The following is a 12,816-nucleotide window of genomic DNA, read 5'->3' on the forward strand; positions in this document are numbered from 1 at the left end:
ATTTGAATTTTTTGGCAATAGACGCTTCAACGGAAGCATGTTCAGTAGCATTAACGTTTAACGACCAAACGATCAGTGAATTTGAGCTAGCACCACAATCGCATAGCTTAGTGTTACTGCCGATGATTGACCGCTTACTTAAAAAAGCCGACATAACGTTAGCACAATTAGATGGGCTTATTTTTGGACAAGGACCGGGAAGTTTTACCGGCGTTCGAATTGGCGTTGGCGTCGCACAAGGCTTAGCTTTTGCTGCTGATTTAAAAGTTGTTGGGGTATCAACCCTGCAGGCTATGGCTCAACAAGCTTACAGTCGGCACCAGCAAGTAGAGGTTATTGCAACGATTGATGCTCGTATGTCAGAGGTTTATGCGGGCTATTATCGATTAAATGAGCAAGGTATTATGGAAGCTGCGCTGCAAGATACCGTATTAGCACCTGAAAAATTAGCTGAGTATTTGAATGAGTCTTTAACTGAAAATCAGCAGGTCTATGGTGTAGGAACTGGCTGGGACGCTTATAAAAATGAACTTGAGCCTTTAAAAATTAATGCGGGAACACCAGAGATACTTTTTCCTAATGCGGAAGAACTACTAGAAATTGGTCAGTATTACTTTTCTCAAGGTAAGGCGGTTAGTGCTGAAAACGCTCAACCGGTTTATGTACGTGATACTGTTTCATGGAAAAAGCTACCGGGTAGGTAATCGATTTTATTTAAGTGAAAATACAAAAAGTTTTGTAATTTGGCAAAACTTTGGTAAATTTAAACTATGCAAATAAATAGTACGAGTTCGTACACGCCCCAATCAAGCGCATCGTTGTCGGTTGATAATCAAAATCAGGTTGCTGAGCAACGTGATCGCTTTCGTGTCCAACAAATTGAGCAAAGTACAGGGCAAGCTGAAAAAACCAACAAAGACAGCACGCAACAAACCCAAGAGCAAGACCAACAAGCGAGTCAAGTTGCACGTTTTGATATCGATGAGCAAGCACTTGCTTTAGTCGAACAAGCTCAATTTGAGAATCAGCAAGCACAACTCAACTCAAGTGCATCACAAACCGTTTCAGCAAGTAATATTTCTTTTTCAGGCCAAACTAACCAGCAAGTCGGCAATAAAAATAATAGCCAAGCAAGTTATGACAGCCCATCAAAGCAAAACCAAACCGCAATTGCAGCATATTCTTCAGTAGATAATATTGCTCAACGTGAAAATATTCAGCAGGTATTTGGTATCGACTTACTTGTCTAATTAACACTAGCCGCGTTTTGTCACATATTCTTCTTTTATCATAATGAAAAATAATCCATGAATAGTAAGTCTTCGTCCTTTTTGAAAAAATATCACTTTTGGTTAATATTGATTACCGCATTAATTATTAGCCAAATCCCCATTGTTTCAATACCTTTCAAATGGCTTGAAAGTTATTTTCATGAAATCAGCCATGGCCTAGCTGCGCTCTTTACCGGGGGGACTATCGTACAAATTCAATTGTTTTCTAATGGGGCAGGGCTATGCACAACTCGTGGAGGAATGAATTTTTTTATTAGCTTTATGGGTTATGCTGGCGCGGCGTTATGGGGAATAGGGATTTACTTTATCGCGAGTATGCACCAACGGGCAGCACAAATATTAAGTGGTATTATCGCATTATTGTTACTAACCACTTTGATTTTTTGGGCGAGAGATATTTTAACGCTAATTATTATTAGTGTTTTGTTAGCACTCGTTTTATTGAAATTTAAATATAAAAAATTAAGTTACTTACAGACAAGTTTGCAAATAACAGGGGCAATTATTTTACTTAACAGTGTAAAAAGTCCTTGGTACTTGGTTGATGGACGAAACTTTGGCGATGGTGCTGCATTAGCACAACTCACTGGCATACCTGAATTTTTATGGGTCGTTATATGGTTTAGTATTGGTGTTGGTGGTATTGTTTGGTTAGCGAATATATCTAGAAAAGGTAAATATGATGAAAAAACGTAATATAATCTTAATGCTACCCTTATGGGTAAGTGCAATATTTATAAGTGGCTGTTCATCAGTTCCAGAAGCATTGCAGGTACCTGATAATACAGTATTAACAGACTTTGTCGTTGTTCGAGATAATGCTAATACAGAACAAGGAAATGCGGCTCGCTGGGGTGGCGTTATTGCAAAAGTAACCAATAATGCGAACAATAGTATGTTAGAAATTGTTCACTTTCCGTTAAAGTCATCAGCGATACCTAAGCAAGGTAATGAAACGTTGGGACGATTTCGTGTTTATTTCTCAGGTCTACTCGATCCCGTTATTTATAAAGAAGGTCGCAGTATAACTGCATTAGGCACTGTCGCCGCTTCAGAAGAAGGAAAAATTGGCGAGCACGAATATAATTATCCGGTCTTAACCGCGACAAAAATACACTTGTGGAAAGAAAAAAAGCAAGTCGATGTGCGCGTTATCCATAATCCATTTTGGTCGTCTCCTTCTTTCTGGCAGCCTCGCTATTCCAATTATCCAAGAAGAGTTGTGGTAAGAAAAGCACCAGCGCCAGTTAAAAAGAAATAGTCACCTTGCGTATCCCCGATAACGTCGAAGAGGTGAGTTTTAACTTAGGTGAACTCACCCTGACTGGTCTAGCTTGTGGTGACAAAAACGACGAGCTAGTCTTGTGTCTACATGGTTGGTTAGATAACGCGGCTAGTTTTGTACCTATGTTACCTTACTTTAAAGGTAAGCGTGTTATCGCTATAGATTGGCCGGGGCATGGCTTATCGTCCCACAGAAGTGCTGATGCCCATTATCATTTTATCGATTACGTTTATGATTTGTTATTGCTGTGGGAAGTAAATCACTGGCAGAAAGTTGATATAGTTGCCCATTCAATGGGTGGAATGATTTCATCAGCATTCTCAGCCGCTTTTCCTGAAAAGGTTAAGTCATTAACCTTACTCGATTCAATTGGCTTTATTAGTGGTGAAGCTGAGGAAGCGACCGAGCATTTACGTAAGGGGCTGTTAAGTCGTTTAACGTGCAATCAACAATTATCGCCTTCAGCAAAAAAGAAAAAATTTCACCCCAGTTTAGATTCTGCAATTAAGGCTAGAGTACAAGTGTCTGATTTAAACTTTCAACAAGCAAAATTATTGGTTGAAAGGGGGATTATTGAAGATGGTAATGGCTTTATTTGGCGAACTGACCGTCGTTTAAGGAATACATCGCCGTATCGGCTGACGTTGGCGCAAGCAAAACAGTTTATTGAAGATATTACAATTCCTGTGCAATTAATTTATGGTGACAAAGGCTTGTCATTTGTACAAACTGGTTTGAAAGAATTTGGTCCATTGTTTGATAACTTTATCAGCTATAAATTAATTGGGGGACATCACTTCCATATGGCTGAACCTGAGCAGACTAGTAGACATATTTTAGAGTTTATTGGCTGATTTTTTCTAAATGTTACCGTTTATAAAGAGAAAACGGTAAACGTGGCTAAAATTTATAGACATCAGACCAGTAATCACGTAAAAAGAAAATTCAAACATCCGTTTTAAAAAATAAAAATTCATTCATATAGAGTAAAATGACGATATCGATTAAAAAATAATACGTAAAATATAAAAGTATTAATCGAGTAAAACCAATAATCGTCTACAGTTAAGCTATTATTAGAGGAGTCGCAAAGTGCAACAAACGCAAAAAATTTGGCTTGAAAAAAGTTATCCACCCGGTGTCCCATTTGAAATCGATGCAGATAAGTACTCCTCGTTATCTGATATGTTCAATAAATACGTTGATATTTATGCCGAACGCACTGCCTTTATTAATATGGGCGCAGAAATCAATTACCGAGATCTAGAGATACAATCAAAAGCGTTTGCTGCTTATTTACAAAATGATTTAGGTTTAGTTAAGGGCGATAAGTTTGCCATTATGGTACCTAATTGTTTGCAGTATCCTATTGCATTGTTTGGTGCTTTACTTGCTGGTTTGACCGTGGTTAATGTTAACCCTCTATATACCGCCCGTGAACTCGAGCATCAATTGAAAGATTCAGGCACTAAGGCAATGTTAATCATTGAAAACTTTGCTAGTACCTTAGAAAAAGTCATTGATAATACCTCAGTTGAACATGTCATTCTTACTTCATTAGGCGACCGACTGGGTACTGTAAAAGGTGCGCTAGTTAATTGTGTGGTCAAATATGTTAAAAAAATGGTACCTGCCTTTAAATTATCAAACACCATTAGATTTAATAAAGTTGTCTCTCAAGGGATGCTCAAAACTTACCAGCCAGTAGAACTTTGTGGTGAAGATCTTGCTTTCTTGCAATATACCGGTGGTACAACAGGTGTCTCAAAAGGGGCTATGCTGACCCATCGCAATATGATTGCAAACTTATTACAAGCAAAAGCCGCAATAAAGCCTTTGATGGAAGACGGCAAAGAACTCGTGGTCACCGCATTACCGCTTTATCATATCTTCGCATTAACGGCTAACTGCCTAACCTTTTTAACGTTAGGTGGTACCAACTTATTGATCACCAACCCTCGTGATATGCCTGGTTTTGTAAAAGAGCTGGCTAAATATCCTTTTACCGCAATTACTGGCGTTAACACTTTATTCAATGGCTTATTAAATACTCCTGGTTTTAAAGACCTTGATTTTAGTACATTGAAAATGTCGCTTGGCGGCGGTATGGCAGTGCAACGTTCTGTTGGTGAAGCATGGGAGCGTGTCACAGGCACACGTTTATTAGAGGGCTATGGCTTAACTGAGTGTGCACCTTTAGTAACATTATGTCCTTATGATCAAAAAAGCTATAGTGGCAACATTGGTTTACCGGCGTCATCGACAGATATACGCATCATTAAAGATGATGGTAGTGATGCTGAAATTGGTGAACCAGGTGAGATGTGGGTAAAAGGTCCACAAGTCATGAAAGGATATTATCAGCGCGAAGCGGACACGGCTGAAATTCTAAAAGAAGGTTGGCTGGCGACAGGCGATGTAGCTCTTATGGATGATAAAGGTTTCTTTAAAATTGTTGACCGTAAAAAAGATATGATTATCGTTTCAGGCTTCAATGTTTATCCTAATGAAATTGAAGAAGTGGTCATGATGCATGAAGGTGTATTAGAAGTCGCTGCTATTGGTATAGATAATGACGCAACAGGTGAAGCGGTCAAGATATTTGTTGTGCTTAAGGATAAAACATTAACGGAAAAAGATCTGATTAAACATTGTCGCGCCAATTTAACCAGTTATAAAGTGCCGAAGTATGTTGAGTTTCGAGATGACTTACCCAAAAGCAACGTAGGTAAAATTTTAAGAAGAGAATTACGATAATTCTTAATTGATAAAACATAAAGGCTGTAAGTTTATTCTTACAGCCTTTTTTTTAGCTGCTTATTTTGCTTTTTGCGCGTTAACTCGTTGGCCATTAACAGCCAAACTATCACTCGTCATTAAATACACATAGGCTGGCATTATATCTACCGGTTTTGCTGAATCGTTTTCATGTTCTGCTGGGTAGGCAGTGTTACGCATATTAGTGCGTGTTGCGCCTGGGTTTATCGCATTTACACGTAACGTGGTATTTTCGTATTCGTCAGCAATAACTTGCATTAGCCCTTCTGTCGCAAACTTTGAAACGCTGTACGCACCCCAATAAGCTTTACCACTATTACCAACACCAGAGGTGGTAAAGACCAATGACGCATGATCACTGAGCAGTAATGCAGGGATTAACGCCTGAGCCATTAGATGCTGAGCCGTGACATTAACTTGCATTACATCTTGCCAAATTTGTTGATGTATCTGCGTGTAAGGTGTTAATTCACCTAGCATTGAGGCATTGAGTAACGCGCCATCAAGTTTACCAAATTGATTAACAATGGTCGCGGTCATATCTATGTAGTGCTGCTTGGTTGCACCCTTTAAATCAAGGGGGATAATGGCAGGTTCAGCGGAACCTTGTGCGATTATTTCGTCGTAAACTGACTCTAATTTAGCGGTTGTTTTTCCTAATAAAATAACCGTAGCACCTAATTCAGCGTAGGTTAATGCCGCTTGGCGACCAATACCATCGCCTGCGCCGGTAACTAAAATTATTTTATTGGCTAAAGAATTTGCTGTTATTTGGTAATTAAACATAGTATCAATACAAATTATTTGAAGGTAAATAAGGCAGTAATTCTACTACTTTGACCTATTGACTGACGAGTAATATTTAAAAGTTTTAGCTAAAATGTTAGTTAAAGTTATAATAAAAGAAGAAACCGCTAGCACTTAGGCAGTTCTTACGGTAAGTTTAACTGGTCGAACAAGTTAGTTTTGTGAGCTACGCTTCACGAAATTACAGATAAATAAAAAATAAAAGCATAAAAAGCTAAATAATATAAAGCTCGTCTGTGGGGAGATAAAATGAAAAAGCTCGTACTTAGTGTTGCTATTGCCAGTGTTCTTGGACTAACGGCATGTGATGATGAATCAATTAAAGATGTTCAAAATGAAGTGGTTGAAAACGGCAGTGCCGTAACACCAACCGCTCGTGTTAAATTTAATCCAAGTGCGGGTGCTGCCGGACTTTCTATTCCGAATGACTTGATTTTTTCTGGTACCGTTGACGGTACGTTAGAAATTCCTGTTGCAGATCCAACTGATGGTTCAGACCCTTTTGTAGCCATTAGTGCACTGGACGGTTGGTCTATTTCTCAGCCTTTTCCTCTTGGAATTGAATTCCCAGCGGGTACATCTTTAGATGCCGCTAGTGCTTCTGAACCTGCGTCGGTAAGAGTCTTCGAAACAATTATGGGTGGTGATGCGAATGACAGTGATTGTACTGCTGTAACTCGTGGCCTTGCCTGTAAAGTTGTTGGTGAACTTGTGTTCATGCAAGATTTTGTTACGCAAAAATCTGGCGATAATGTTTTATTTATTCCGATTCAACCGCTTAAAGCAGAAACGACCTATGTTATGGTAATGACGAACAATCTTCGTGATAACAATGGTAAAGCTATTGCGGGTTCAACTACCTATGAATTAGCACGTCAAGATATTAATACTTTGCCACTAGGCAATGCATCGCAATTAGGTTTGCAAGCTGCAATTAATAGTTATGAGGCTGCTGTAGTCGCAGCAGGGGTTAGCAGTGATACTATTGTTTATACCGCTGCAATGACAACACAATCAACGACGCGTGTATTAAGCACGGTTAAGTCTTTGATGGCTGCTGGCGTACCTCAAATGGTTGCTAATGCTCAACAAGGAATCCCAGCAATTGGCGTAGCCGATACCGGTATTTCAGTTGCAAACGTATTAACGGGTTTAATTCCAGAAAGTTTGATCCCATTATATTCAGCAGCAAACTATATTCGTGGTTCAATTACACTTCCTTATTACTCAGGTGTACCTTCTGCTGAAAACCCATTAGCTCCTGTTAATGACTGGTGGCGTGCACGTTGTGATTCTGGCGCTACACTTGCTGGCTTAGCAGCAGCAAACCCAGCGGCGATCCCTGCTGATGCGTTAGATGCAAATGATGGTTTTTGTATGAATTTTGGTTTACGTGATTTAAGCTCAAGCGAAAATCCAGGATTAGCCACTCTTGATACTGAACGTAATTTAACTAAGTTTAACCCTATCCCAGCAACAAGCGTCATGATGCCGATTGATGTGCAAATGACTACTCCTGATTTAGCTTGGGCTAACCCAGTGCGTGCAAGTATGGATTTAGAGCCATTAGTAGAACCTGCTAACGGTTGGCCAGTAGCAATATTAGTGCATGGCATTACCTCAACCAAAGAGCAAATGTTGCCAATCACTGGCATATTATCTTTATTTGGAATAGCAACTGTTGCAATTGATCAGCCATTGCATGGTAGCCGTGGTTTTGATTTAGACGGTGACGGTACTGATGAAATTAATACCAGTACTGTGTCTACATTACACTATGTTAATTTGGGTAGCATGCTGAGTATGCGTGATAATACTCGTCAAAGTACTGCTGATTTATTAGGTTTGCGTTTAGGCATGAACTTTTTAGGTGGTGCTGACAGCGATGGTAACCCAATTAAAATTGATAGCAGTAAAGTACACCTTCTAGGACATTCATTAGGTGGTATATATGGTATGAATGCTGTTGGTTTAGCAAATACCGAACTAAATCCACAAATTGATGGATTATTCAAAATTGCTAGTACCTCTTTAGCTATGCCAGGTTTAATGTTAGCTAACTTTGGTTTAGACTCTCCAGCATTTGAAGGCTTGGCTAAATCTAATTTAACCATGCAGTTATCGCCTGACTTTGCCGCAGCAGTTGCAGCAACATTACCTGCTGATTATACTCAAGCCGAACTAAGTGCTTTCTATTTTGCTTTCTATGATGGTTTATCTATTGAGCAAAAAGCAACACTAAATGCTGGTTTCGCGCAGTTCACATTTGCGGCGCAAACCGTTACTGATTCTGGTGACCCTATTGCTTATGTACAAGCATTAGCTGCAACACAAACACCTACACACTTCATTGAAGTTGTTGGTGACGGCGCAGACAACCTTTCAGACCAAACAGTGACTAACAGAGCACCGTTTACACCTATGGGTGGCACAGAACCTGCTATTGCTTTATTAGGCTTGGAAGCTGTTAGTGAAACTACTGCTGGCTCTGGTGTGGTAAGATTTGTTCATGGTCATCATAGTTCAATACTTGACCCTCGTGCTAATGCTGCTTCACCTGATGCTGCGTTAAGTGCTAGAGCAACACAAGAGATGCAATCTCAAGTAGCCGTATTCTTTGCGACTATGGGACAATTAATTCAAGTAACAGATACAGGTGTTGTTAAATAACTTTAGCAACAACTAAAAAAACCCTCTTAGGAGGGTTTTTTATTGCCTTTTTATTGCCTTTTTAACTTATTAACTTTATTTATTTGCAATATGCCCCATATAGCTAATAGATAAATTTAAATATTAGCCTCAAGCCAATAAACGATTTAGACATATGAGGTTAATAACAGGAGAATGTATTGGAATTTTTGTATGAGTACGGGTTGTTTTTAGCGAAAGCGATCACCTTAGTTATTGCGATTGTCGCAATTGTCACGGTTGTTGCTTCTTCAGCGATGAAACCCGCCGGTAAAAAAGGTGAGTTAGAGCTTAATGACTTATCTGAAGAGTTTATCGATGTTGAAGAAGATATTATTCATTACCTCTTATCAAAAGAAGAATTAAAAGAAAAAGATAAGAAAGATAAGAAAGCAGCGAAAGAAAAAGCTAAAGCTGATAAGAAAGCAGCAAAATTATCAGCCGATAATGAAGGTACTATAGTTAAAGCTGAAGCTAGGATTTTTGTTGTTGATTTTAATGGTAGCATTGACGCAAGAGAAGTGAGTGCACTACGTGAAGAAATATCAGCAATACTAACGGTTGCAACCCCTGAAGATGAAGTGTTTTTACGTTTAGAAAGCGGTGGTGGCATGGTGCACGGTTATGGCTTAGCAGCTTCACAACTTGACAGACTTCGTCAGCATAATATCCCGTTAACTGCATCAGTTGATAAGGTTGCGGCAAGTGGTGGCTATATGATGGCATGTGTTGCCAATCATATTATCTCTGCACCGTTTGCAATTGTTGGCTCAATCGGTGTTATTGCGCAAGTTCCTAACTTTCATAAACTGCTCAAGAAAAACGATATTGACTACGAACAATTTACTGCCGGCGAGTTCAAACGTACAGTGACTATGTTTGGTGAAAATACCGATAAAGGTCGTGAAAAGTTTTCTGAAGAATTAGAAGAAACTCACTTACTCTTTAAAGACTTTGTTCGCGAACGTCGTCCAAGTTTAGATATTGATAAAGTAGCAACAGGCGAACATTGGTTTGGCAGTACCGCGAAAGAGCTTGGTTTAGTTGATGAAATTCAAACCAGTGATGATTTCCTTCAGTCTCGTAGTAAGTCACACAAAATTATTGCTTTAAGATACGTAATGAAAAAAACCTTAGCGGAAAAGTTTTCAAAAGCGGCATCAATGTCTGTTGATTCTATCTTTAGTAAACTTTGGCAAAATAATCGTATATTTCCAAGTTAACGCATGCGTTTTGAGTGAATAAGATCTAAAAAAGGATGCTAATGGCATCCTTTTTTGTTTCTTTACGCTGGGCTATTATAGGTTAATATTTAATTATCCACTTTAGAGAAGTTCTAGAGAAACTTCCGTAAAAGTTTTTAAAGTATACCTATAATTAAGATAAGCGCTTACTCAGCAATCAATAGCGACTTTTCATAGTCACGAGTAGACTTTACTTCTTTATCGCTTATTTGTCTCACTGGCAGGTTAATATCAGCTGTTGCTAACATGGTACTAAAGGTACTTAATTTCATTGAATCAGCGAGACTCTTTTCAGCCGCTAATGTTATTGAAAATTCAGCGACTGCTTCTACTTCTACCAATTCTATGGCTTGAACTTGTGCTACCATCATGGTTGCTGCTACTGTTAATATTGCTACTTTATTAAAAAATTTCATAGGGTCACCCTTAAATTAAACGTTATATCCATATAGATGTTCTGGGACCTTTTCTTACTTAATTCTTGAATATGGGTTGGGAATCACATTCAATAGCTAGCCCAATATGTTTGGGATAAAGATGAAGTCCTTCATCTATGAAACGAATTCTACGTTAACTCTGGTAACTTTTGAAATGACAATTTATAATGTTTGTCATTAGAAAAACTAATGAATAATAGTTATTTATCATTGTTGCTTATTTATGCATTTATTTTGAATGCTATTCCACGTAAAAGTTATGGTTAAAGGTGAATTTTGTCTAACAGGCTCCCGCCACTAAACGCTTTGAGAGCATTTGAGGCATCAGCAAGACAGTTGAGTTTTACTCGCGCTGCTGAAGAATTATTCGTCACTCAGGCGGCTATCAGTCATCAAATAAAATCGCTTGAAGATTTTTTAGGCATAAAGTTATTTATGCGTAAAAATCGTGCTTTGTTGCTTTCTGAAGAAGGTCAAGCCTACTATCTTGATATTAAAGATGTCTTTAATGCCATTAACGAAGCAACTGAGCGATTGTTTGCCCGTGGTGAAAAAGGCGCGATAACCGTTAGCACACAACCAAGTTTTGCTATTCAGTGGTTGGTGCCGAGATTAAATGCTTTTTATGCTTTACATCCTGACATCGATGTTCGAATTAAAGCGGTAGATCAACCTGAGAATTCATTGACGGGTGATGTTGATGTAGCGATATATTTTGGCCGCGGCCATTGGGCTGATATTGATGCAGAACAATTACAAAAAGAATATCTTATTCCTGTTTGTTCACCTTTATTGTTGCAAGGTAAAAAGCCACTCGATAAAGTCGAAGATCTGATCAACCATACTTTATTGCATGATACTTCTCGCCGTGACTGGAAACGATGGTTCAAACAAGTAAACGTTAAAGCAACCAATGTCAATCATGGACCCATATTCAGTCATTCCGCTATGGTTGTTCAGGCGGCAATGCATGGGCAAGGTGTCGCCTTAGCTCATAGTTTCCTGGCGAAACCTGATATTGATGCAGGTAGGCTTATATGTCCCTTTGAAGATGTTTTAGAAAGTAAAAATGCCTACTACGTCGTGTGTCGAGACCGACAAGTTGATTTAGGTAAAATTGCAGCATTTCGTGAATGGGTGCTTGATACTGTTGCCCAAGACCAAGAAGAATTAAATGACCAATAAGATGATTAATCTCACTCCTGATATTTCAACTATTATTAGTACCGTAGCAAAGCCTAAAGCTTTAGTTGTTTTTGCTCATGGTGCGGGTGCCGATAAAAGTCATGAATTTATGGAACAAGTCAGTCTTGCTTTAAACCAAAAAAATATCAATGTATTGAGATTTAACTTTTCGTATATGGATGTTCGCTTGGCGCAAGGTAATCGTAGGCCACCCGATAGAATGCCAAAATTACTGGAATGTTTTTCCACCGTTATTGACGGGTTAGATAGTGATTTACCCTTTTTCATCGCAGGGAAATCAATGGGTGGACGTGTCGCTGCGACATTGGCTGGAGATAAAACAGCTAAATTTTTAGGGGTAATGTGTTTAGGTTACCCGTTTCATCCACAGAAAAAACCTGAAAAATTAAGGTTGGCACCTTTGCAAGAAACACAAATGCCTATATTAATTTTACAGGGCACTCGAGATGCGTTAGGTAGCCAAGAAGAAATTGCACAATATGAATTTTCAGAGCGTTGTCACTGTATATTTTTTACCGATGGTGATCATAATTTGAAACCACGAGTAAAGTCAGGTTTTACCCATGCTCAACACATACAATCGGCGGTTAATGAAATGGTTAAATTTATTGATGAGCATAATCCAGATGAAATATAGTTGTGTTTATAGAAATTACTTGACCGCCATTATGATATTTATTGGTATCAGTGGCTGTTTTTCTGTATTATTCGGCGCTTGGTTTGCTCATGCTGGGGCAAATTTACCAAATGAAGTACAATCACGCCTTGCCAATGCATTGCAATATCAATTTTTTCATACTATAGCACTACTTACTGTAGCCATTTGGTTGCAAGTTCTAATGAGTAAGCGTCATGCGGCTAAAGTTATTAATCTTTTATATTTATCAGCAAGCTTTTTTATAGCCGGGATTTTATTTTTTAGTGGTGTTTTGTATATAAAAACATTTTTTGATTTTACTGTTATTGGAAAAATAGTTCCCTTTGGTGGTATATCATTTGCGCTGGGTTGGTTGTGTATCAGCTGGGCGGGAATTAATAGTACTCTGTGTACTTTAAACACAGACCAAGATCGTTTGTAG

At 38.6% G+C, this 12,816-nt stretch carries 13 protein-coding genes; 11 read left to right on the forward strand and 2 right to left on the reverse strand.

The window, feature by feature from the left end:
* The first annotated feature begins 2 nt into the window (after positions 1–2).
* The 6 genes from tsaB to fadD all read left to right on the forward strand — a co-directional run bounded on the left by tsaB (position 3) and on the right by fadD (position 5,334).
* Entirely contained in the window at positions 3–704 is a 702-nt protein-coding gene (gene tsaB, locus H4J56_RS07955; protein ID WP_220465324.1) for a tRNA (adenosine(37)-N6)-threonylcarbamoyltransferase complex dimerization subunit type 1 TsaB, read from the forward strand.
* A gap of 66 nt (positions 705–770) precedes the next feature.
* Positions 771–1,250 (forward strand): hypothetical protein, encoded by a 480-nt coding sequence (locus H4J56_RS07960; RefSeq protein ID WP_182217528.1) that lies wholly within the window; start codon positions 771–773, stop codon positions 1,248–1,250.
* A 57-nt stretch (positions 1,251–1,307) separates the two neighbouring features.
* Positions 1,308–1,988: a M50 family metallopeptidase gene (locus tag H4J56_RS07965; protein ID WP_182217530.1), complete on the forward strand. Its 681-nt coding sequence runs from the start codon at positions 1,308–1,310 to the stop codon at positions 1,986–1,988.
* A complete protein-coding gene (locus H4J56_RS07970; protein WP_182204073.1) occupies positions 1,975–2,553 on the forward strand; it encodes a Slp family lipoprotein in 579 nt (192 codons plus the stop codon). Before H4J56_RS07965 ends, H4J56_RS07970 begins: the two co-directional genes overlap by 14 nt.
* A 5-nt stretch (positions 2,554–2,558) precedes the next feature.
* Positions 2,559–3,431, forward strand: coding sequence for an alpha/beta fold hydrolase (locus tag H4J56_RS07975; RefSeq protein ID WP_182222479.1), 873 nt, complete (start codon positions 2,559–2,561; stop codon positions 3,429–3,431).
* A gap of 238 nt (positions 3,432–3,669) precedes the next feature.
* On the forward strand, positions 3,670–5,334 hold the full coding sequence (gene fadD / locus H4J56_RS07980; RefSeq protein WP_070376238.1) for a long-chain-fatty-acid--CoA ligase FadD: 1,665 nt from the start codon (positions 3,670–3,672) through the stop codon (positions 5,332–5,334).
* Positions 5,335–5,394: 60 nt separating this feature from the next.
* On the opposite strand, the gene H4J56_RS07985 is transcribed toward fadD, so the two are convergent.
* On the reverse strand, positions 5,395–6,141 hold the full coding sequence (locus tag H4J56_RS07985; RefSeq protein ID WP_070376239.1) for a YciK family oxidoreductase: 747 nt from the start codon (positions 6,139–6,141) through the stop codon (positions 5,395–5,397).
* A 270-nt stretch (positions 6,142–6,411) separates the two neighbouring features.
* Here H4J56_RS07985 and H4J56_RS07990 point away from each other — a divergent pair, with 270 nt between their 5' ends.
* Both H4J56_RS07990 and sohB read left to right on the forward strand, forming a co-directional pair.
* Complete coding sequence (locus H4J56_RS07990; RefSeq protein ID WP_182217535.1) at positions 6,412–8,832, forward strand: VolA/Pla-1 family phospholipase; 2,421 nt, start codon at positions 6,412–6,414, stop codon at positions 8,830–8,832.
* A 179-nt stretch (positions 8,833–9,011) separates the two neighbouring features.
* A complete protein-coding gene (gene sohB / locus H4J56_RS07995) occupies positions 9,012–10,073 on the forward strand; it encodes a protease SohB (protein WP_182259150.1) in 1,062 nt (353 codons plus the stop codon).
* A gap of 167 nt (positions 10,074–10,240) precedes the next feature.
* Here sohB and H4J56_RS08000 read toward each other — a convergent pair whose 3' ends face one another.
* Positions 10,241–10,510 carry a hypothetical protein gene (locus H4J56_RS08000; protein WP_182259151.1) on the reverse strand — a complete coding sequence of 90 codons (270 nt, stop codon included), beginning with the start codon at positions 10,508–10,510 and terminating at the stop codon, positions 10,241–10,243.
* Between the two features lie 297 nt (positions 10,511–10,807).
* On the opposite strand from H4J56_RS08000, the gene H4J56_RS08005 reads away from it, so the two are divergent.
* From H4J56_RS08005 to H4J56_RS08015, 3 genes are read left to right on the forward strand one after another with little or no spacing between them, the layout of a single operon-like run.
* Positions 10,808–11,716 (forward strand): transcriptional regulator GcvA, encoded by a 909-nt coding sequence (locus H4J56_RS08005; protein WP_182217538.1) that lies wholly within the window; start codon positions 10,808–10,810, stop codon positions 11,714–11,716.
* Entirely contained in the window at positions 11,706–12,374 is a 669-nt protein-coding gene (locus H4J56_RS08010; RefSeq protein ID WP_182259152.1) for an alpha/beta family hydrolase, read from the forward strand. Before H4J56_RS08005 ends, H4J56_RS08010 begins: the two co-directional genes overlap by 11 nt.
* Positions 12,328–12,816 (forward strand): DUF423 domain-containing protein, encoded by a 489-nt coding sequence (locus tag H4J56_RS08015; protein ID WP_259368171.1) that lies wholly within the window; start codon positions 12,328–12,330, stop codon positions 12,814–12,816. Before H4J56_RS08010 ends, H4J56_RS08015 begins: the two co-directional genes overlap by 47 nt.

Origin of the sequence: Colwellia sp. BRX8-4, assembly GCF_014077345.1 — a bacterium.
GTDB lineage: Bacteria > Pseudomonadota > Gammaproteobacteria > Enterobacterales > Alteromonadaceae > Colwellia_A.